The 21,497-nt window shown below is 60.2% G+C and carries 18 protein-coding genes; 11 read left to right on the plus strand and 7 right to left on the minus strand.

Going from position 1 to position 21,497, the window contains the following annotated elements:
- Window positions 1-69: 69 nt before the first annotated feature.
- The 3 genes from ahcY to AAE484_RS14535 all read right to left on the minus strand — a co-directional run bounded on the left by ahcY (window position 70) and on the right by AAE484_RS14535 (window position 3,806).
- Entirely contained in the window at window positions 70-1,470 is a 1,401-nt protein-coding gene (gene ahcY, locus AAE484_RS14525; RefSeq protein ID WP_341939140.1) for an adenosylhomocysteinase, read from the minus strand.
- A gap of 157 nt (window positions 1,471-1,627) precedes the next feature.
- Complete coding sequence (metK, locus tag AAE484_RS14530) at window positions 1,628-2,791, minus strand: methionine adenosyltransferase (RefSeq protein ID WP_341939141.1); 1,164 nt, start codon at window positions 2,789-2,791, stop codon at window positions 1,628-1,630.
- On the minus strand, window positions 2,784-3,806 hold the full coding sequence (locus AAE484_RS14535) for a metalloregulator ArsR/SmtB family transcription factor (RefSeq protein WP_341939142.1): 1,023 nt from the start codon (window positions 3,804-3,806) through the stop codon (window positions 2,784-2,786). Before AAE484_RS14535 ends, metK begins: the two co-directional genes overlap by 8 nt.
- Before the next feature lie 384 nt (window positions 3,807-4,190).
- On the opposite strand from AAE484_RS14535, the gene tkt reads away from it, so the two are divergent.
- Both tkt and AAE484_RS14545 read left to right on the plus strand, forming a co-directional pair.
- Window positions 4,191-6,188, plus strand: a complete 1,998-nt coding sequence (tkt, locus tag AAE484_RS14540) for a transketolase (RefSeq protein WP_341939143.1) — start codon at window positions 4,191-4,193, stop codon at window positions 6,186-6,188.
- Between the two features lie 85 nt (window positions 6,189-6,273).
- The gene (locus tag AAE484_RS14545) at window positions 6,274-7,449 is read left to right on the plus strand and encodes a phosphoglycerate kinase (RefSeq protein ID WP_341939144.1); all 1,176 of its coding nucleotides are present in this window, start codon (window positions 6,274-6,276) and stop codon (window positions 7,447-7,449) included.
- Between the two features lie 112 nt (window positions 7,450-7,561).
- Here the strand turns inward: AAE484_RS14545 and AAE484_RS14550 are convergent, their stop codons facing one another.
- Window positions 7,562-9,043 carry an ice-binding family protein gene (locus AAE484_RS14550; RefSeq protein ID WP_341939145.1) on the minus strand — a complete coding sequence of 494 codons (1,482 nt, stop codon included), beginning with the start codon at window positions 9,041-9,043 and terminating at the stop codon, window positions 7,562-7,564.
- A gap of 360 nt (window positions 9,044-9,403) precedes the next feature.
- Here AAE484_RS14550 and AAE484_RS14555 point away from each other — a divergent pair, with 360 nt between their 5' ends.
- Window positions 9,404-9,814: a DUF3429 family protein gene (locus AAE484_RS14555; protein WP_341939146.1), complete on the plus strand. Its 411-nt coding sequence runs from the start codon at window positions 9,404-9,406 to the stop codon at window positions 9,812-9,814.
- 46 nt (window positions 9,815-9,860) lie between these two features.
- Window positions 9,861-10,460, plus strand: a complete 600-nt coding sequence (locus tag AAE484_RS14560; protein WP_341939147.1) for an exopolysaccharide biosynthesis protein — start codon at window positions 9,861-9,863, stop codon at window positions 10,458-10,460.
- Between the two features lie 120 nt (window positions 10,461-10,580).
- On the opposite strand, the gene AAE484_RS14565 is transcribed toward AAE484_RS14560, so the two are convergent.
- A complete protein-coding gene (locus tag AAE484_RS14565; RefSeq protein WP_341939148.1) occupies window positions 10,581-11,576 on the minus strand; it encodes a Gfo/Idh/MocA family protein in 996 nt (331 codons plus the stop codon).
- Window positions 11,577-11,700: 124 nt separating this feature from the next.
- Here AAE484_RS14565 and AAE484_RS14570 point away from each other — a divergent pair, with 124 nt between their 5' ends.
- The 7 genes from AAE484_RS14570 (at window position 11,701) to AAE484_RS14600 (ending at window position 19,617) form a co-directional block, all read left to right on the plus strand.
- Window positions 11,701-12,642 (plus strand): pirin family protein, encoded by a 942-nt coding sequence (locus AAE484_RS14570; protein WP_341939149.1) that lies wholly within the window; start codon window positions 11,701-11,703, stop codon window positions 12,640-12,642.
- Window positions 12,643-13,032: 390 nt separating this feature from the next.
- Window positions 13,033-14,526 carry a SulP family inorganic anion transporter gene (locus tag AAE484_RS14575; protein WP_341939150.1) on the plus strand — a complete coding sequence of 498 codons (1,494 nt, stop codon included), beginning with the start codon at window positions 13,033-13,035 and terminating at the stop codon, window positions 14,524-14,526.
- Entirely contained in the window at window positions 14,526-15,389 is an 864-nt protein-coding gene (locus tag AAE484_RS14580; RefSeq protein ID WP_341939151.1) for a universal stress protein, read from the plus strand. Before AAE484_RS14575 ends, AAE484_RS14580 begins: the two co-directional genes overlap by 1 nt.
- A 13-nt stretch (window positions 15,390-15,402) precedes the next feature.
- Complete coding sequence (gene thpR / locus AAE484_RS14585; protein ID WP_341939152.1) at window positions 15,403-15,948, plus strand: RNA 2',3'-cyclic phosphodiesterase; 546 nt, start codon at window positions 15,403-15,405, stop codon at window positions 15,946-15,948.
- Between the two features lie 68 nt (window positions 15,949-16,016).
- The gene (locus AAE484_RS14590; RefSeq protein WP_341939153.1) at window positions 16,017-17,702 is read left to right on the plus strand and encodes a hypothetical protein; all 1,686 of its coding nucleotides are present in this window, start codon (window positions 16,017-16,019) and stop codon (window positions 17,700-17,702) included.
- A gap of 15 nt (window positions 17,703-17,717) precedes the next feature.
- Window positions 17,718-18,533 carry a hypothetical protein gene (locus AAE484_RS14595; RefSeq protein ID WP_341939154.1) on the plus strand — a complete coding sequence of 272 codons (816 nt, stop codon included), beginning with the start codon at window positions 17,718-17,720 and terminating at the stop codon, window positions 18,531-18,533.
- Window positions 18,517-19,617, plus strand: coding sequence for a hypothetical protein (locus AAE484_RS14600; protein ID WP_341939155.1), 1,101 nt, complete (start codon window positions 18,517-18,519; stop codon window positions 19,615-19,617). The genes AAE484_RS14595 and AAE484_RS14600 overlap by 17 nt, the downstream gene beginning before the upstream one ends.
- Here AAE484_RS14600 and AAE484_RS14605 read toward each other — a convergent pair.
- A complete protein-coding gene (locus AAE484_RS14605; RefSeq protein WP_341939156.1) occupies window positions 19,614-20,843 on the minus strand; it encodes a hypothetical protein in 1,230 nt (409 codons plus the stop codon). The two genes, AAE484_RS14600 and AAE484_RS14605, sit on opposite strands and share 4 nt — an antisense overlap.
- Complete coding sequence (locus AAE484_RS14610) at window positions 20,833-21,471, minus strand: leucine-rich repeat domain-containing protein (protein ID WP_341939157.1); 639 nt, start codon at window positions 21,469-21,471, stop codon at window positions 20,833-20,835. Before AAE484_RS14610 ends, AAE484_RS14605 begins: the two co-directional genes overlap by 11 nt.
- Window positions 21,472-21,497 lie beyond the last annotated feature (26 nt).

The following is a 21,497-nucleotide window of genomic DNA, read 5'->3' on the forward strand; positions in this document are numbered from 1 at the left end:
GTAGGGTGGGCTCTGCCCACCGAACCGGTAGTCTTGAAGGTGGGCGGAGCCCACCCTACGAAGGCTCAATTAATACTTGTAACTTTCCGGCTTGAAGGGCCCTTCCTGCGGCACGTCGATGTACTCGGCCTGCTGCGCGGTCAGTTTGGTGATCACACCACCGAAACCTTCCACCATGTCTTTGGCCACTTCTTCGTCCAGCTTTTTGGGCAGTACCTTCACGTACAGGTGCTCTTTTTTCTGGTCCTTGGGCAGGTCGGAAAACTTGCGCTCGAACAGGTGCATCTGGGCCAGTACCTGGTTGGCGAAGGAGCCGTCCATGATGCGCGAGGGGTGGCCGGTGGCGTTGCCCAGGTTCACCAGGCGCCCTTCGGAGAGCAGGATCAGGTGATCGTTGCTGTCCTTGTCCCGGTAGATCTTGTGCACTTGAGGCTTGATCTTTTCCCAGTGCCAGTTCTTGCGCATGTAGGCGGTATCGATTTCGCTGTCGAAGTGGCCGATGTTGCAGACCACGGCGCTGCTTTTCAGGGCCTTGAGCATGGCCGAGTCGCATACGTTGACGTTACCGGTGGTGGTGACCACCAGATCGGTGGTGCTCAGCACCGCGTGGTTCACGTCTTCGTCCTTACCGGTGTTCTCGCCATTCTTGTAGGCCGAGACCACTTCAAAGCCGTCCATGCAGGCCTGCATGGCGCAGATGGGATCGACTTCGGTAATTTTCACGATCATGCCTTCCTGGCGCAGAGAGGCGGCAGAGCCTTTGCCCACGTCGCCGTAGCCGATCACCAGCGCTTTCTTGCCGGCCATCAGGTGGTCGGTGCCACGCTTGATGGCATCGTTCAGGCTGTGGCGGCAGCCGTATTTGTTGTCGTTCTTGCTTTTGGTGATGGCATCGTTCACGTTGATGGCCGGTACTTTCAGCTCGCCTTTTTTGAGCATGTCCAGCAGACGGTGAACACCGGTGGTGGTCTCTTCCGAAATGCCGTGAATCTTGTCCAGTTGTTCGGCATATTTTTCGTGCATGATTCCGGTCAGGTCACCGCCGTCGTCCAGAATCATATTGGAATCCCACACTTTTCCGTCCTTCAGAATGGTCTGCTCAATGCACCACCAGAACTCTTCTTCGGTCTGGCCCTTCCAGGCAAACACCGGGATGCCGGCAGCGGCAATGGCGGCGGCGGCGTGGTCCTGGGTGGAGAAAATGTTGCATGAGGCCCAGCGGACTTCCGCACCCAGTTCCACCAGGGTTTCAATCAGAACGGCGGTCTGAATGGTCATGTGAATACAGCCCATGATCTTCGCGCCCTGCAGGGGCTTCTCGTCGCGGTACTTGCGGCGCAGGGCCATCAGGGCGGGCATTTCGCCTTCGGCGATATCGATTTCGCGGCGCCCGTACTGGGCGGCCTTTTCAAATTCTTCGGCGGTTTTGGCGGCGACTCGGTAGTCGGTAAAGTTGGCGGCTATGTTCATGGTTTACTCCGGTTAAACATTAAAATCTGGTTTGGGTGCGAGTGTTGGGTTGGGTGATGGCGGATGCGCTTACAGCTTATCCGCCCTACGTATACCTCGGCGTTCATGTAGGGCGGATAAGCCTAAGGCGCATCCGCCACAACCCCACGCGACGCTTCTACAAATACTTCTTCAACTGCTCGGCCTTATCGGTTTTCTCCCAGGTAAAGTCGGGGAGCTCGCGTCCGAAGTGGCCGTAGGCGGCTGTTGCCCGGTAAATCGGGCGCTTGAGGTTCAGCATGTCGATCAGGCCTTTGGGGCGCAGATCGAAATGTTCGCGCACGATCCTGGCGATTTCATTGTCCGGCAACTTGCCGGTGCCGAAAGTGTTTACGGAGATGGACGTGGGTTCGGCCACACCGATGGCGTAAGAAATCTGGATTTCACAGCGCTTGGCCAGACCGGCGGCGACAATGTTCTTCGCCACATAGCGGCCCGCGTAGGCGGCCGACCGGTCGACCTTGGACGGGTCTTTGCCCGAGAAAGCGCCGCCGCCGTGACGGGCCATGCCGCCGTAGGTGTCGACGATGATTTTACGGCCGGTCAGGCCACAGTCCCCCACCGGGCCGCCGATGATGAACTGGCCGGTCGGGTTGATGTGGTAACGGGTATCGCCGTGCAGCCACTCTTGTGGCAGTACGTGTTCGAGAATTTCCTCGCGCACCGCCTCGTGAATGGCGCTCTGGCTGATGTCCGGATTGTGCTGGGTGGACAGCACCACCGCATCCACCGCCACCGGTCGGCCTGCGTCGTCGTAGCGCAGGGTCACCTGACTTTTGGCGTCTGGGCGCAACCAGGGCAGGGTGCCGTTTTTGCGCAGCTCGGCCTGGCGCTCCACCAGACGGTGGGCGAAGTAAATCGGGGCCGGCATCAACACATCGGTCTCATCGGTGGCGTAGCCGAACATCAGGCCCTGGTCACCCGCGCCCTGGTCCTTGGCCGAGACTTCGTTCTCGTCCACGCCCATGGCAATGTCCGAGGACTGCTTGCCGATGGCATTGAGTACGGCACAGGAGGCGCCGTCGAAGCCGACGTCGCTGGAGGTGTAACCAATATCGTTAATCACCTCGCGGATCAGATCCTCCAGATCGACGTAGGTGGAGGTGCGCACCTCGCCCGCGACGATCGCCATGCCGGTTTTCACCAGGGTTTCAACCGCGACCCGGGCGTTGGGGTCGTCGGTGAGAATCGCATCGAGGACCGCGTCGGAGATCTGGTCGGCCAGCTTATCGGGATGGCCTTCGGAAACGGACTCCGACGTAAACAACGAGTATTCAGCCATGCGTGGCTCCTTGTGTGGATGATGTCGTAGTGTGGAAAAACTGTCGTAATTGAACCTGGAAACCGTTGCGCAGCGCAAAGTAGACGCTCTGCCCCTCGGTAAGGCCGGCATCGGTGGCCCAGCGTGATAGATCGTCGGGCTCGAAGCCTTGCCAGAGATCACCGCAGGCTTCGCGCGCCCAGCTCTGCTCGTGTCGGCACAGATCTGTGATCAACAATGCGCCGCCGGGCGCAAGGGCCTCGCTCAAGTCGTGAAAAATGTCCGCGGGCGAGGGCGTATGATGCAGCACCATGTTCACCACGATGCAATCGGCCCGCACGCCTTCTTCGGCCAGACGGCGGGTATCGCCCAGAATGAACTCGATGTTCTCCAGCTTCTGGGTCTCGGTCAGTGCCCGGGCCCGCTCCAGCATGCTGGTGGCGTTGTCCAGGGCGATCACCCGCTCAAAGCGCGAGGCTAGGGCGCCCAGAAATTCCCCCTCGCCCGGTCCCACTTCCAGTGCGACCCGGCGGGAGCGCACCGGGGTGTTGGCGAGCAGCTGCTCGACCTGCTCTGAATACACCGGGTAGCTGGCGATCAGGTCCTGCTGGGCGCGGAATTTGTGCGCGTTCTCGGCAAAAAAGTGCCGCGAGGCCTGGGCCCGCTCCTGGCGAAGCTCGCGCAGGCCCTCGGCCAGTCTTGCGGGCAGCGGCTCGGCGTCCAATGTGGCAAAAAGCTGCTGCTGCAGGGCCGCCAGAGGATTGTCCGGCGGAAAATAGGCGCGCCGGTAAAAAATCGAATTGCCTTCCCGTCGCGGGGTCAGCAGGCCGGCATTGGTCAGCACCTTGAGGTGGTGGCTCATGCCGGACTGCTTGCTCTCCAGCAGCTGGCAAAGCTCCTGTACGCCGAACGAATCCCGCGCCATTACCCGCAGAATGTCCAGGCGCAAGGGGTCTCCGGCGGCCTTGAGCAGGGTCGGAAGCTGGTCCGGGATGGCGCTGGGAGCCTCGGGTTTGAGGGCGTGAGCATGATTCATGGGGTTGGAGTCTAACAGGGCTTTTAACCTATATCAAAATATTTTGATATAGGTTTTGGGGTCTGTGAAGCCGGGCGGCACACTGTGATATTGTCCAAATAACCATAACAAGCCTTTACGGGGAGCCCCGGGTAGGGGAAAATAGGGCGTTTTATAATGTCCTGCACTCCCCGATCAACGATAAATGACAAGGCCAGTTAAATTCTGCTGGTAAATGTCATACAATTGGCGGCCTTGATGTCGCGGATCCCGCTCGCAAGTCTCTAAGGCTGTGGTTCGGGCAACAGACGGCGGCGCTTGCTCAACAGTCAGATGTGAGGCGCTGCGCCGGTTTTAAGGCCATTTAGACAACGAACATTCAATCATCCAAGGAGCTTTCATTAGATGCCTACACGTATCGAACTAGCCAATGCCATTCGCGCCCTGAGTATGGACGCCGTTCAAAAGGCCGGTAGCGGCCACCCCGGCGCCCCCATGGGCATGGCCGACATTGCCGAAGTCCTCTACAACGACTTCATGAAGCACAACCCGCAGAACCCCGACTGGGTCGATCGCGACCGCTTCGTCATGTCCAATGGCCACGGCTCCATGCTGGTCTACTCTCTGCTGCACCTGACCGGCTACGATCTGCCCATGAAAGAGCTGAGCAATTTCCGCCAGCTGCACTCCAAAACGCCGGGTCACCCTGAGTTGGGTTATACCCCGGGCGTTGAAACCACCACAGGTCCGCTGGGGCAGGGTTTTGCCAACGGCGTGGGCATGGCGCTGGCCGAGAAGAACCTGGCCGCGCAATTCAACCGCGACGGTCACACCATCGTCGACCACTACACCTATGTGTTCATGGGTGATGGCTGCATGATGGAAGGCATTTCCCATGAAGCCGGTTCGCTGGCGGGCCACCTGGGTCTGGGCAAGCTGATTGCCTTCTACGACGACAACGGCATTTCCATCGACGGTGAAGTGAAAAACTGGTTCACCGACGATACCCCGAAGCGCTTTGAAGCCTATGGCTGGCACGTGATCCCCGATGTCGACGGTCATGACCCGGAAGCCGTGAAGGCCGCCATCGAAAAAGCGCAGGCGGAAACCGACAAGCCCACTCTGCTGTGCTGTAAAACCGTCATCGGCTTTGGCTCGCCCAACAAGAAAGGTACCAAGGGTATTCACGGCGCGCCTCTGGGCGATGAGGAAGTGGAGCTGGCACGCAAAGAGCTGGGCTGGACTCACGCCCCCTTTGAAATCCCCGGTGACATCTACGAAGGCTGGGACGCCAAAGAGAAGGGCAAGGCGGCTGAGAGCAGCTGGAGCGAGCGCTTTGACGCCTACAAAAAGGCGCATCCTGAACTGGCCGCTGAATTCGAGCGCCGCGTGATCAAGCGCGAACTGCCCAAAGAGTTTGCCGCCAAGGCCGAAGCCCTGATTCAGGAGTGCCAGGATGCGGGCGAAGAAATGCCCAGCCGCAAGGCCTCACTGAAATCCATCGAAGCCTTTGGTGAAGTGTTGCCGGAACTGCTCGGTGGTTCGGCCGACCTGGCGGGCTCCAACCTGACCATCTGGTCCGGCTCCAAGCCCATCACCAAAGAAGATCCCGCGGGCAACTACATTTACTACGGCGTGCGCGAGTTCGGCATGAGCGCCATCATGAACGGCATTGCCGCTCACGGCGGGTTCATCAATTACGGTGCCACCTTCCTGATGTTCATGGATTACGCGCGCAACGCCGTGCGCATGTCCGCACTGATGAAGCTGCCCAACATCTTCGTTTACACCCACGACTCCATCGGTCAGGGCGAAGATGGCCCGACGCACCAGCCGGTCGAGCACATGGCCACGCTGCGCGCCACGCCCAACATGAACCTCTGGCGCACCTGTGATGCGACCGAAACCGCCACGGCCTGGAAAACCGCCGTCGAGCGTCGCGATGGCCCCAGTGCTCTGGTATTCAGCCGTCAGGGGCTGAAAGCGGTCGATCGTACTCCCGAACAGGTGGCGGCGATCGCTCGCGGCGGGTATATCCTGCGCGATTGTGATGGCCAGCCGGAAGTGATCCTGATGGCGACCGGTTCGGAAGTGACCCCCACGCTGGACGCGGCCAAGCTGCTCGGCGACAAGGGACGCAAGGTTCGTGTGGTCTCCATGCCCAGCACCAGCACCTTCGATCAGCAGGGTGAGGACTATCGCGAGCAGGTACTGCCGCGTGCCGTCAAAGCCCGGGTTGCGGTGGAAGCGGCGCACGGCGACCACTGGCGCAAGTACGTGGGTCTGGACGGCGCCACCGTCACACTGGACATCTTCGGTGAGTCCGGCAAGGGCGGCGACCTGATGAAGCACTTCGGCTTCACCGGCGAGAACATTGCCGAGACCGCTGAAAAACTGTTGTAACACTCTGCCACTTCACAAGTGGCAATGACGTTGCACAAGTGGCCGGGTTTGCCGGCCACTTGAATGGAACAATCTGGAGCAAGACATGACCGTAAAAAGAATGCAAGACCAGGATCTGTCAGGCAAGCGCGTACTGATTCGCGAAGACCTGAACGTGCCGATCCGCGATGGCAAGATCACCAGCACCGTGCGCCTGGACGCGGCCGTCCCCGCCATCAGGCAGGCGGTGGAAATGGGCGCGAAAGTCATGGTGATGTCGCACCTGGGCCGTCCCGAAGAGGGCGAGTTCAATGAAGAAGACTCGCTGGCAACCGTGGCCAAAGCACTGTCCGAGCAGATGGGCAAAGAAGTTCCCCTGATCCGCGACTGGGTCGATGGCGTCGATATGGGCGAGCACGATGTGGTGTTGCTGGAAAACGTCCGTTTCAACAAGGGCGAGAAAGCCAACGACGACGAGCTGTCCAAAAAAATGGCCAAGCTGTGCGACGTGTTTGTCATGGATGCCTTTGGTACCGCGCACCGTGCGCAGGCCTCGACCCACGGTGTCGCCAAGTACGCGCCCATCGCCTGTGCCGGCCCGCTGCTGGCCAGAGAGCTGGATGCGTTGGGCAAGGTGCTGGACAATCCCGATCGCCCGCTGGTGTCCATTGTGGGCGGCGCCAAGGTGTCGTCCAAGTTGAGCGTACTGGATGCGTTGTCCAAGATCTCCGACACGCTGGTCGTGGGCGGCGGTATTTCCAATACCTTTGTCGCGGCCGCAGGTTACGAGGTGGGCAACTCTCTGCACGAGAAAGACCTGATTCCCGAAGCCCAGCGTCTGACCAACACCACCGAAGTGATCTACGCCACCGACGTGCGTACCACCACGGCCGGCTTTGATGACTGGGCCAACGACACGCCCACCAAAGTGAAAAAGGTGGATGAAGTGGCGGCGGATGAGGAAATCATCGATTACGGTCCCGAGACTGCAGCCAAAGTAGCCGAAATACTGAAAAACGCCAAAACCATTCTGTGGAATGGCCCCTGTGGCGTGTTTGAGTTTGACGCCTTTGCCAAGGGCACCAAAGTCGTAGCCGACGCCATTGCCGAGAGCGACGCCTTCTCGGTCGCCGGTGGCGGCGACACTCTGGCGGCCATCGACAAGTGGAACCTGGCCGACAAGATCTCCTACATCTCCACCGGTGGCGGTGCTTTCCTGGAATTTGTGGAAGGCAACACACTGCCCGCGGTCGATATTCTGGAGCAGCGCGCTAACGACTGATGCCGTTGTGAACCGCGAAACAAAAAAAGGGGCGACTGCCAAGCAGTCGCCCCTTTTTTTGTTTTACAGAACCTCCCTGTAATGAACTTCCCTGTCCGTCGAGCCGTCGCTCTTACTGAGCCGGTTGGGTCACCGCATTGGCATCCAGGTTTACCGCTGTTTGTGCCAGAGCTCGGCCGTTCAGCACGGCGCCGGTCTGCAACACGATTTTGGTTTTGCTCAGAATAATTCCCTTCACATCCGAGGTGGTCCCCAGAGTCACCTGACCGGCAACCTGCCAGAAAATGTTCTCCGGCAATGCACCGCCTTCGAGGGTGATGGTGACGTCATTGCTGACCGTCAGGTCCTGGGCAACCTGCAGGATCCAGACATCATTGTCGCTGCCCGACAGGGTGATATCCGAGGCGATCAGAAGGTTGGTGCCCCAGTTGTAGAGCCCCGGCTCGAGCGTCATGCCACTGATGTCGCCGGCACCCAGCTCGGTGTGATCCGGATTTGAACGGCCGGCCGCATCGATGTAAGCCGTTTCCATATTGCTGATGGCGGTGGTCAGGTTGGTGGGCGTGGGCTCTGTCATGCTGGCTGCGTAGAGGCTGCCGGTCACCAGGGCGGAGGTGGCAAACTCGGTGCTGGCATCGAGCGTTTCATCAAAACCGGTCATATAGGAGCGGGCCGCCGGGCTGATACCGAGGTCGCCCACAATGGCAGTGGTACCGGTGGTGGTGATTTCCGATTTTGCCAGAACGACGTAGTCACCGGCAGTGCCCAGAACAACAGGCGCCGGACCTTCGGCGGCGGTCGCGCCTGTGGTGAAGCTCCACACATAGTCAGCGGCCAGGGCGTTGGCAGGATTGGCCAGGTCTGTGACGTCGGTCATGAGGGTGGCGGTATACACACTGTCGCTTTCAAAGTTGTTTTCCGGATTGAATACGGCCGTGGTGGTACCAACGATGTTCACTTCGCCAGCAACGGCATTGCCGTCGGCATCGGCCACTACAAAGCTCTGGGTGGTGAGGGTGGTCGAATCCAGGTTTTCGCTGAAGGTGGCGGTTACGTTCCGGTTAAGGGGGACACCGGTAGCGCCATCAGTCGGGTCGGTACCGGTGACGCTGGGGGCCGTTTCGTCGGAGGCCGAGCTGGTGGTGAACTGCCAGACAAAATCGTTTTCCAGAGCGATGCCCTCAGCATCTTCAACACCGGTGGTGATCGTGGCTTCATAGACGGTTTCGGCACCCAGGTCGCCCTCTGGTGTGAAAGTCGCGGTATCGTTTGCCGCATCAAAGGTGACGACGCCGTTTACCGGTGCCTCGTTCATGCCTTCCACGGTGAAGCTGAAACTATCGAGGGTGTCAGCATCGATGGTCCGATTGAACGTAGCGGTAATGTTCCGGTTGGTTTCCACGCCGGTTGTGTCGTTGTCGGGGCTTGTAGCAATGATTTCCAGAGCGGCGGTTTCCGGATCGGGGTCCTGATCCTGGTCGGTGTCTCTGTCGTTATTGTCGTTGTTACTACCGCCGCAAGCGGCAATAGACGCCACCATCAGCAAAATGGCAAGACGCGCGAATGTCTTCGATTGATCGAAAAGTTTCATCATGTTCAACTTTTTGTGGGAGGTCGGCCCTTGTGGGCAAATCTCGATAAGGGAGCAATGCGGACCCGTTCCGGGTACGATCGTGCCGTTGCTCTAGTTCCGCGCTAAGGAGCAGGAGTGTTCTTGGGGAAGGAGATTTCCGTATGGTGATTGGATTGGCTGCCTGGGTACAGCTGAGTACCCTTATACTCCCTATCCTGGGGAATAGGTGAGTTATTTGCTCTAGCTGTCCCGGTAGACAGTGGACGGTACGGTTCCCGGATTAGCCGCGCAGGCTACCAGGACCTATAATCCCGGTATCGGACGGTTTCAGCCGCCCGGGCCGGTGAATCAAGTCAGAGGCATTACTACGAGGAGCGTGGAATGAACACGATCAGAGTCTTGGGTTACGGCGGGTTGGTGCCTTTTGTACTGCTGCCCGTGATGGGGATGACGCCGTTTATGGACTCGGGAAAGGCGCTGCTGCTGTTTCAGCTCTACAGCTGCCTGATTCTCGGGTTTATGGCCGGCGTGCTGTGGCCCGTGTTGTACCACCCGGCCCAGCCCTCGGTCAGGGCTGTCGTCGTGGTTGCCTTCCCGGTGGTCAGCTTCATCAGTTTTGCCCTGTTCCCCGCCCAGGTGCTGTTGATCCAGGGCGGGCTGTTTTTACTGTTGCGCCTGTATGAACTGATGGCGGGGGTGGAAAAGCTCTACCCCACTTATTATGCGATGCTGCGTTGGCAACTGACGGGTGTCGTTGTGGTCATGCACTTTCTGTACTTTGTTGTCAGCTGATTTCTTGAGGTCAGTTTCCTGAGAGGATCAGAAGAGGGTCAACCCTTTGGATACCGAAGAACACGTAGCGACACTGGAAGAGGTGATGGACCGCGTGGTCGACGCGGGCAAAGACCGGGAGGCGGTCACTGTCGATGACATTCTCAGTGCGGTTGGGGAGCGGTCGTTCGGGCCGCTGTTGCTTCTGGTAGGGCTCATTGTCCTGGCACCCATCATCGGCGATATTCCCGGCGTACCCACCCTCTGTGCTCTGATGGTGTTTGTGTTCGCGATTCAGTTGATGCTGCACAAGGAACACTTCTGGTTGCCCGGGTGGATGCTGCGACGCTCGGTTCGCACCCGGACATTGAACAGAGCGGTCGATCTGTCGCGTAAACCGGCGCGCTTTATCGATCGTCTGGTCAAGCCTCGCCTGACATTTCTGATACGGGGCTATATCCAAATCCGTTTTGTGGCGCTGGCCACACTGGCCGTAGCTCTGATGATGCCCGCCATGGAGTTCATCCCGTTCAGCGCGAATCTGGCGGGTGCGGTCCTGACGCTGTTCGGCCTGGCGCTGATCAGCCGGGATGGGGTCCTGGCACTGCTGGCATTCACACTGACCGGCGCAAGCGCGCTCGCCGTCGTCTACGGAATCTGGGGCTAACCCCAAAAAGGGGACGGAGGGAATATTTTTTGAACAACCCCAAAAAGGGGACGGAGGGAATATTTTTTGAACAATTTGATCAAAATTAAATCCCTCCGTCCCCTTTTTAGCGGTTTTGGGTTATCGACTGCTGAAGGTGTCCATCAGGGCCATCACCTCCCGGGCCTCAGTCATTGAACATGGATTGTCCCGCTCGCCGCGAAAGTAACGAACCACCTGCTCAATCATGGGTTGCTGGATATGGGGCGGGTTGGGTAGCTCGAAGGTCTGTTTGCCTTGAGCGTTGTACAGTGTCAGGCACTGCTTTCCGAAAAAGTTGATCGTCATCCGGCCGCTGGTTCCGATGATCTCACAGAGGTCGCGGCTTTCGGGTTCCGCTACGGCAAAGTGCCAGCGCCCCTGGAGGATTACTGTCGAATCAAACTCTGCCCAACCGGTGACGCAGTCATCCGCGGCATAGTGGCCGCCCTGATTGGTGCCAAACCCGCTGGCGCGTTTGACCGAGCCAAACCAGTGGCGCATCAAGTCCAGCTGATGTGGCGCCAGGTCGTGAAACAGCCCCCCTCCGGAAATGGTCGGATTCAGACGCCAGTTTTCTTCGGTCTGGGCGATAAGCTTGGAGTCTGCCGGCTGGAGCATGTCCAGTCGAACCAACAGGGGCCGGCCAATGGCACCCTCGTCCAGGAGACGCTTGAGCTGCATGAAGCTGGGCAGAAAGCGCCGGTAATGAGCCGCGCAGAGTTTTCCGCTCGAAGCGTTTTCGGCGGCGATCATGGTCTCGCATTCGGCGGCATTCAGCGCTACCGGCTTTTCCACATACACTGATTTGCCCGCTGCCAGGGCGGCCAGAGTATAGTGCTTGTGACTGTTGGGCGGAGTGGCTACGTAAATGGCATCAATCTGGGGATCGTTCAAGAGGGTGTCGGCATCGTCCGACCAGCGGGGCACGCCGTGGCGACGGGCAAAGTCTTCCGCTTTGGCGCCGTCGCGGCGCATCACAGCGCGTAACTCCGAGTTCGGCGCTTTCTGAAAACCGGGTCCGCTTTTCACCTCAGCGACATCGCCAACGCCGATGATGCCCCACCGAGTGGGCTGTGAATGGGATGGATTCGACATAAAAGCCTCTTCAATCAGTACCAAAAAGGGGACGACGCGAAAAATGGGGACGGAGGGATTTAATTTTGATCAAATTGTTCAAAAAATATTCCCTCCGTCCCCTTTTCAAGAGAAGGTGTTCATTATGACCAATACCGAGTGGCAGGAAAACGTTGAATCGTCTCTGGAGTGTCCGACGCTGGACGGGCGCCGGCAGATACAGCGGGTGACGCCCCGGTTGGCGGAGGTGGGCGGCATTCCGGTCAACCGGATTCTGCCCCGCCGGCAGCGGCGCACCATAGGGGCCTGGTGTTTTCTCGACCATGCCGGCCCCAGCCGGTTTCCCGAGGATGCGCCCGGCTTCCGGGTGGGGCCGCACCCGCACATCGGCCTGCAGACCTTCACCTGGATGATCGACGGGGAGGTGCTTCACCGCGACAGTCTGGGCAGTGAGCAGCTGGTCAAGCCCGGGCAGGTGAATCTGATGACGGCCGGTTACGGCATCGCCCACACGGAGGAGGCGGTGGGCGCCGAGCCGATACTGCACGCCGCGCAGCTCTGGATCGCGCTGCCGGAGGCGGATACAGAGACGCAGCCGCGCTTCGATCACTACCCGGACCTGCCCCGCTGGATGGAAGAGGGGGTGGAGGCGACCCTGCTGGTGGGCGAGTACGCCGATCGCACGGCCCCCACGCTGACCTTCTCGCCCCTGGTTGGAGTGGAATACCGGGCCTCGCGCGACAGCGAACTGACTCTGCCGTTGAAGCGCTCGTTCGAATACGGTCTGGTCGCCCTCGAAGGGGGCCTCACAGTGGACGGAGAGGCCTTCGGGCGCAATGAGCTAGCCTACATCGGCGGTCAGCGCGGCAGTGTCGAGGTCACCCTGAGCGCGGGCACCCGGCTGTTGTTGCTCGGCGGCGAGCCGCTGGGCGAGGAAATTCTGATGTGGTGGAATTTTGTCGGCCACAGCCGCGAAGAAATCAGCCGGGCTCAGGAGGAGTGGGAACAGGGTTCCGAGCGCTTTGGCCTGGTTCCCGGTTTTGAAGGCGATCCGCTTCAGGCGCCGCCGCTGCCCTGGAAGCGCTGAACCAAAAAGGGGACGGAGGCGTTATTTTTTGAGCAAATTGATCAAAATTAAATCCCTCCGTCCCCTTTTTGGGGGCCAGATTGATTTTTGTAGCCATTTGTGTATACTTCGCCGCCTCAATCGACGCGATTCCAGAGTTTCCCCTGAATGAAGATGCCCTCCTGCCCGGTTTTTTCTATTACGCCGCCATAGCGCGCAACGTAGGCAGACGTCCGGCATCGGCGTTGAACGCGTTCTGATCTGCTCATCAATACCGTATTTAGCCGCCGTAACGTCTCAGCACGGCTGCGCTGGCGCTTTTAGCGCCTTTGCATTGCGCTACCCCTGTGTCTCGCACTGTAATTTTCTCGCTCCGCTGTTCCTTTGCATCAAAGAATGGAAATGTCCCACATGTTATTACACTCCACCAAGAAAGACTGGCTCGGTAATATTCGAAACGATCTGCTGGCCGGTATCGTTGTGGCGCTGGCGCTGATTCCCGAAGCCATCGCCTTCTCCATTATCGCGGGGGTCGACCCCAAAGTGGGACTGTACGCCTCGTTCAGTATTGCCGTGATCATTTCCATCGTCGGCGGTCGCCCGGGCATGATCTCGGCTGCCACTGGTGCCATGGCGCTCCTGATGGTGACGCTGGTGAAAGAGCACGGGCTGCAATACCTGCTGGTCGCCACGCTCCTGACCGGGGTGCTTCAGGTCATTGCCGGCTACATAAAGTTGGGGAACCTGATGAGCTTTGTCTCGCGCTCGGTGGTGACGGGCTTTGTCAACGCGCTGGCGATCCTGATTTTCATGGCCCAGCTACCGGAGCTGACCGATGTGACCTGGCATGTGTACGCCATGACGTTGGCGGGGCTTGGCATCATCTACCTGCTGCCCTACGTGCCCTATGTGGGCAAGCTGCTGCCTTCACCGCTGGTGTGTATTCTGGTGTTGACCCTGGTATCCGTGTTTCTGGGGCTGGATATCCGCACCGTGGGTGACATGGGCGACCTGCCCGATACCCTGCCGTTCTTCCTCTGGCCGGATGTGCCGCTGAACCTCGAGACGCTAATGATCGTACTGCCCTACTCGATTTCACTGGCCATTGTCGGTCTGCTGGAATCGATGATGACCGCGACGATTGTCGATGACCTGACCGATACCCCCAGTGACAAGAACCGCGAGTGTAAAGGCCAGGGCATTGCCAATATCGGCTCCGGTCTGCTGGGTGGCATGGCCGGTTGTGCCATGATCGGACAGTCGATCATCAATGTGAAATCCGGTGGCCGGGGCCGTCTGTCGAGTATGGCCGCCGGCGTGTTCCTGCTGATCATGGTGGTATTCCTTGGCCCCTGGTTGTCGCTGATCCCCATGGCCGCTCTGGTGGCGGTGATGATCATGGTCTCGATCGGTACGTTCAGCTGGGGCTCGATTGTCGACCTGAAAAAGCACCCCCTGTCTACCAACGTGGTCATGGTGTCGACGGTTGTCGTAGTGGTGGCGACTCACAACCTGGCCTACGGCGTGTTTGTCGGCGTTCTGCTGGCGTCATTGTTCTTTGCCAACAAGGTCAGCCACTTCATGTATGTGGCTTCGGAAAAGGACGACGAAGGCACCACCCGCACCTATCGCGTGGTCGGGCAGGTGTTTTTCAATTCGGCCGACAAGTTTGCCGCGCACTTCGACTTCCGTGAAGTGGTCAGCAAAGTGGTGATAGACTTGAGCCGGGCGCACTTCTGGGATATTTCGGCCGTCGGTGCGCTCGACCGGGTGGTGGTCAAGTTCCGGCGCGAAGGCGCCGATGTGGAGCTGATTGGCCTGAACGAAGCGAGCGCCACGATCGTCGACCGTTTTGGTGTGCACGATAAGCCCGAAGAAATTGAAAAAGTCCTTGGAGGTCACTAATGAATAATCACAGAAGAACCATCCTGGCATGCATTGACGGCTCCTCCTACAGCGAGTCTGTTGTGGACTATGCCGCCTGGGCGTCGCGCACGGTTGAGAACCCCCTGAAACTGTTGCACAACATCGAGCGTCGCAACAGCCCCGAGCCCAATCTCAGCGGCAACATCGGACTGGGTGCTCGCGAGACCCTGCAGGAAGAGCTGACGGAAATGGAAGCCAAGCGCAGCAAGCTGCTGCTCGAGCAGGGCCAGATCATGCTGGAGAACGCCAGAAAGCGGGCCGAAGAGCAGGGCGTGTTTGAGGTGTCGGCGCTCCAGCAGCACGGCACGCTCAGTGATTCACTGATCAGCATGGAGGACGAAATCCGTGTTCTGGTGATGGGTGTTCGCGGTGAAGACCACGAGAGCAAGGACAGACAGATTGGCGCCCAGCTCGAATCGGTGATCCGCGCCATGCATCGACCGGTACTGATCGTCAACAACGAGTTTACCAAAGCACCGGAGCGTATCCTGCTGGCCTACGACGGCAGCGACGCGGCGCGCAAAGGCCTGGACATGGTGGCAACCAGCCCGCTGTATAAAGGCATGGAGTGTCACCTGGTGCATGTGAGCAAAGACGCGCACGCCGAGTCTTCGCTGCTCAAAGAGGCGGCACAGAAACTGGAAGCGGCCGGCCTGAACGTGGTGGTCGCCGGGCTGCAGGGCAGTGTGGAGACGGCACTGCTGGACTATCAGAGCGAAAAGAACATCGAGCTGACCGTCATGGGCGCCTTCGGCCACAGCCGCCTCAAAGAGTTGCTGTTTGGCAGCGTGACGGTAAAAATGCTGAGCCGGTCGAAAGTTCCTCTTCTATTATTGCGCTGATGGCAGATGTCTTGTGCGATTGTTTATCGGTTTGGAGCTGCCGCATCTCATCAAGGCCGAACTGGGATTGCTGCTACAGCGGCCTCCGCTGGCTGGTGCCCGCTGGCAGTCGCCGGAGCAGCTGCATCTGACGCTGCGGTTTATCGGTGGCGTACCGGACTCGCAAGTGCCGGATGTGCAGGCGGGTATCGCCAACCTGGCTTCGGCGCCTTTCACTTTGCAGTTGCAGAGCGCGGGCTGTTTTGGTCCGGCGTACCGGAGCCGGGTTCTGTGGGTGGGCGCCACTCCCGAGGCGCCCCTGGCGCATCTGCACACCCAGCTGAACCAGCGTCTGGCGGCTCTGGGTTATGAGCCGCCGGAGCAGGACTTCCGGCCCCACGTTACCCTCGCCCGCTTTGGCCGTTCCGGCGGCGATGTTGAGGCTTTCCTGAATCGCCACGCCCGCTATCGCTCGAGTGCGTTCCCCGTGGAATGGTTCAGCCTGTTTGCCAGCCTGCCCGAACCCGGTGGAGTGCGCTATGAGGTGCTGCAACGGTACCCGTTGAGGCCGGTCCTGTAGAGAGGTGCAACCTTTTTCGGATGGATCCGTAACTTGCGGAGACTCAATCCGAAAAAGGAGTGCGACCCATGACAGTCTCCAACTTGTTCCGATTCCTGATTTTCTGGTGTGCTTTGACCCTGGTCGCCTGTGGCGGCAGTAGTGGCGGTGGTGGCGGTTCCGGTGACAGCAACGGCAACGGCAACGGTTACGCTAACGGAAATGGCAACGGCAACGGCAATGGCACGGTGGAGGATCCGGCGCCGACGCCACTGCAGACTACAGTGACGCTCATTGGTGGGACCTATGCGGCCGATGGCAATGCTCGCGTGCTGTACGATGATAGCGGCACCTTCATGGAAGAAAACCGCGAACTGGATGGCATGACGCTCTACACCTTCGATATGGATAACCCGGGTGAGTCGGCCTGCAATAACGCCGACTGCGTGGAGGCCTGGCCGCCGCTGCTGACCACCGACGACTCGGTGGTGGAACCGCCCCTGTCCACTGTGGAGCGGGACGACGGCAGCACCCAGTGGGCACTGCGCGGAGAACCGCTGTATTTTTACGCCGGTGACATCGAGCCCGGCGATATCAATGGCGAGGGCGTCAATGATCTCTGGCGGGTGGCGGTCACCGAGCCGGCGCGGCTCAGCGATGCAATGAGCAATACCGATGAGGGGCGCTATTTTACCGCTACCGGTGAAGTTGCTGTGGGTGTGCCCGAAACCGACGGCGAGACCGATGTGTTTGTCGCCGAAAATCAGAACCGGCACGGCTACACCCTGTATACCTTTGCCATGGACGAGCCGGGGGAATCTGTCTGTAATGGTCAATGCCTGGCCAACTGGCCGCCGCTGTTGGCGGAGCAGAACGATGTGGCCGAGCCGCCCTTCAGTCTGATCGAGCGGGATATGGATACCGAAGGGGCCACGGCCATGCAGTGGGCCTATCAGGGCATGCCCCTCTACTTCTTTGCCGGCGATACCCAGACCGGGGATATCAATGGTGCCGCCATCGAGAACTGGGAGCTGGCGCGCCCGCTGCCCTGGCTGGTTCAGGACACCTCGCGGGGTCCCGCTTTCGCCGGCGCTGGACTGCTGCTGCAGGCCACGCCCGACGGTATGGCGGAGCAGACCGATGCGGTCGCCGCCCAGGGAATGTCCCTCTATACCTTCGATAATGACGAACCCGGCGTCTCCAATTGCGCCGACAGCTGCCTGGACGCCTGGCCGGCGCTGATTGCCCATAACGGTGCCGAAGCGGGCGCACCCTTCAGCCTGGTGGAACGCGGCTCCGGCGAACAGCAGTGGGCCCTGCACGGCATGCCACTGTACTTCTTCAGTGGGGACTCCGAGCCCGGTGATGTCAGTGGTGACGAAGTCAATGACCTCTGGCGCCTTGCCCGGATTCCGCCGGTGGCGGTCAACACCCATCCCGACGAAGGTGAGCTGTTTGTCGCCTGGGGGATGCTGGTGGACGCCAATGGCGACCCGGACAACGAGCGGCACGGGTTTACGCTCTATACCTTCTCCGAAGATACCGACGGCCAGTCCAATTGCACAGGCAGTTGCCTGGATGTCTGGCCCGCCTTCTATGCGTCAGCGGATGCCCGCGACTTCGGTGACTTCAGCGTGATCGAGCACCCGGAGGGCGGCTTCCAGTGGCGCTATCAGGACGAGCCCCTCTACTTCTACGCGGGCGACAGCGCACCGGGGGATGCCAACGGTGATATTACCGATGGCTTTGGTACCTGGTTCTTCGCCACGCCGTAACAGGGAGGGACGGTCATGAAGCGAGTGTCAATGTGTCTGCTGATCGCCGGCCTGTTGGCCGGCTGCGGCGCCGGGTCCGGGGAGGGGCTGGACGAGCAGGGGCTGCCGCAGAGTGGGAATGGTAACGGCAATGGCGGCAATGACACGCCGCCGGAGCCGGGTACCCTGGCCCAGTTGCAGGCGGATATCTTCAGTCCCATCTGCGCCCAGTGCCACACCGGTGGCGCGGCGCCCGAGGGCCTGCGTCTGGACTCGGAGCAGAGCAGTTACGATTCTCTGGTCAACCAGCCCTCCGGCCAGCAGCCCTCATTGCTGCGTGTGGCGCCGGGCGATCCGGAGGCGAGCTACCTGCTTCGCAAACTGGAAGGGGCGGACGGCATTGATGGCGGGCAGATGCCTCTGGGCATGAGCCCGCTCAGTGCCACCCGTATTGCCCAGGTGCGCGACTGGATTGAAAACGGCGCGCCCCGGGAGGGCGTGGGTGAATCGCCCACCAGTATCGCCCTGCAGAGCCACCTCTCGGAACCGGGCGTTGCGACGCTTCGCTTCAGCCGGCCGGTGTCTGCCGAGTCGCTTTCCGACGCGGTGCAGGTATATTTCCATAACGATGGTCAACGCGTTCTGGCATCACCGGAGCAGTATGCGCTGAGTCTGCAGGACGGACAGCAACTGCGGGTTCACTGGCACCGGCCGGACTACCCGGTCACAGCCGTGGAAGTCGTTGTGAACGACCCCGCCGTCGCGACCCTGCTGGATCAACAACATCGTGTGCTGGACGGTGACCGCGACCGAACCGAAGGAGGGCTGTTTCGCCATGAAATCTCATTCTAGCGTGATTCGTTTACTGTGCCTCGGGGTATTGTTGGCCGCGCCTCTGGTGTTGAAGGCGGAACCCTATCTGGCGGTGCGTACGGGGCAGCCCTGTGCCACCTGTCACGTCAATCCCAGTGGTGGCGGTCTGCGTTCCAGTTACGGGGCCTATTACGGTGCCCATGAGTTGCCCGCCCAGGCCGGCGCCATGGAGGCGTTCGATGGAGGCCAGGTCAATGACAGCCTGCGCCTGGGCACGGATCTGCGCTTCAGCGCCAGCCAGGTGGACTTCGACGGTGATGAAGCCGGCGATGCGCGCAGCTTTACGACCCAGACCGGTCAGTTGTATCTGGCGTTCCAGCCCAAGGATTCACCGGTCATGCTGTACCTGGATCAGCAACTGCTGCCCGGTGGCGGTCGCAACCGTGAAGCCTTTGTCATGATGCGCCTGGGCGACCACAGCGTGAAGGCGGGCAACCTGATGCTGCCCTTCGGGCTGCGGCTGGAAGACGACAGCGCCTTTGTGCGGCAGGCGTCCGGATTCGATTTCAATAACAGCGATCAGGGCGTCGAGCTGGGGCTCAACTTCGACCGACTTCGCGTTGATGTGGCGCTCAGCAATGGCAGCAACAGCCAGAGCAACGATGATCGGAATTTTCAATACCAGACCCGCGGTGAATACGTGACTCGTCACTGGCGCGCCGGTGGCAGCTATGTGTTGAATGATGCCGAAGTGGGGCAGCGCGAGCTGGTCAGCCTGTTCGGCGGTTTTGATCTCGGTGGCTATGGGGTGCTGCTGGAGTTCAGTCGCATCGAGGACGAGTCGGTCACCAACGTGCCGGGCATCGCCCAGGTGCAGGAAGTGAGCCTGGTGGAACTCAACCGGGAACTGGCCCAGGGCTACAACCTGAAGCTGACCGCCGAATGGCTGAACCCGGACACCGCCATCGACGAGAACGAGCGCACCCGTCATTCGCTTCTGCTGGAATACACTCCCTACGCCAGCGTGCAACTGCGCGGCGGAATCCGCGTCGGCGAGGATATTCCCCAGCGCGAGAGGGGGAACTTCACCCGGGGGTTTGTGCAGGTGCATTTTTATTATTAGAAGTTGTAGCGGTAATCGAGATAGGCCCGTCGCTGGTCGGGAAGGTAGGGAGATTCCCCCTGAAAATTGGCGCAACGCAGGGCGATTTCCTGGGGGCGGGCGGGTTTGAGTTGCACCTCAATATTCCACTCGCGGCCGTAGTCCCGACCGTCGGTCTGGGCGCTGAACCAGTGGTGGCGGACGGACACCTCCCAGGGGTGGGCGCGCCAGTTCAGGCGCAGGGAGCGGTCTTCCACCCCGTCATCGGGCGTGGCCGCGAACACGCCGGCAAACCCCTGAAAGAGATAGGAGGATCCGAGCGGCGTGGTAAAGCCCTCGCCCTGGTCCGAGCCCAGGACTTCATAACGCCCCAACCCTTCCAGTGACTGATAGCCGACGGCCAGTTCCGCCAGATGGTAGTGAGGCTGAGGGCGGCCGGGCCGCTCCTGCGCGGCCACCTCCAGCAGCAGCCGGTAGCGCAGTGGATGCGCCTGGTAGGAAAAACGGTAACGGGCGCCGAGGGTGTGGTTGGAGGTGCTCGGCTGGTCGCGGTTGTCCACGGCCAAGCCGTAAAGTACCAGTTGGGTGTAGTCCCACTCATTGAGTTCCAGCCGGGTTAGGTGGCTGTCGTGTCGATGCTCTCCCGCCAGACTGTAATCATCGGGATAGTAACCGGGCGGTTTACCGTCGGCCGGGTAGGACGGGTAGCCGCTCTCGGGCGGGTTCAGGTCGCGGCCCCGACCAAAGATGCGGTTCGCCCGGCCGATATAAAGATATTGCCAGCGGGAACTCATCAGCAGGGGTCGTTCGAGGGCCAGCGCGTCGAAGGTCTGATCCTGCTGCCAGAAGCTGTCGCTGCCCAGAAAGCGTTGATCGTCCCACTCCAGGCGCTGGCGCCCCAGGGTGACTTCGATTTCCGCGCCTCGATAGCGCAGGGCCAGTTGATTCAGTTCGGTACCGGGGACATCGGGGATCAGGGGTCTGCCGTTCAGGCGTCGACCGTCGCTGTGGTCGTCTTGCCAGGCACTGCTGACATGGTCGATCTCCACCAGGCTGGACCACTGCCGGTTCCAGCGGCTGGCCATGCGCGCGCGCAGCAGCAGGGAGGCCGCCCGCCCCGACTCTCCCGCGACCGTGGCATCCGCCAGGCGGGCCCGGGCGCTCACATCGGTCGAATGCTCGGCCGCACCGCAACCGAGGCTGAACAACAGCAGGCCGGTCAGGGTCGTTCGGCGCTTACCAGTCATCGGCATTCCCATCGTGCAGAATGGTGACCTGGGTCATCCGGTCCATTTCTTCGTAGAGAGGATCCGGCATGGGGTTTTCCCGGACGTCCATGTAATGCATGCCCGGCAGGTGGCAAATGTCGATATGCTCCATCTCGTTGTCGAACAGGTAGATCTTTTCCAGGGCCGGCAGGGCCTCGTAGTTGAACTGGCGCATGCGGTTGGAATTGGCCCGCAGTACCTTGAGCGCCTTCAGGTTTCGCAATGTCAGGGTCCCGAGCTGGTTGCGAAACAGATACAGCTCTTCCAGCCGGGGCAGTTCACTGATCGAGACCTGTTTGAGGCGGTTGCGGGCCAGGTTGAGATGCTTGAGGTTGGTCAGCCCGGACAGCTCGGCCCGTTCGATGCGGTTGTCGTAGAGCGACAGCTTTTCCAGAGCGGTGAAGGTGGACAGGTCGCCCAGCGTTTCTATGCCTTGACCGTGGCACTCGATGGTGGTGACTTCCCCGGGGGACGACCAGCCCTCCTCCGTCATCAGGGCTTCCACGCAGGCGCGCAGCGCCGGATCGGGTAAAGGCGGGCTTTCAGCGCGCAACAGCGGGCCGAAGGCGAGGCTCAACAACAGTATCGCGCAGCGTCGTCCGAACATGATCTCCACTCGTTGGTATCCGGTTC

Origin of the sequence: Marinimicrobium sp. C2-29 (assembly GCF_038419845.1) — a bacterium.
In the GTDB taxonomy this organism is placed as follows: Bacteria; Pseudomonadota; Gammaproteobacteria; order Pseudomonadales; family Cellvibrionaceae; genus Marinimicrobium.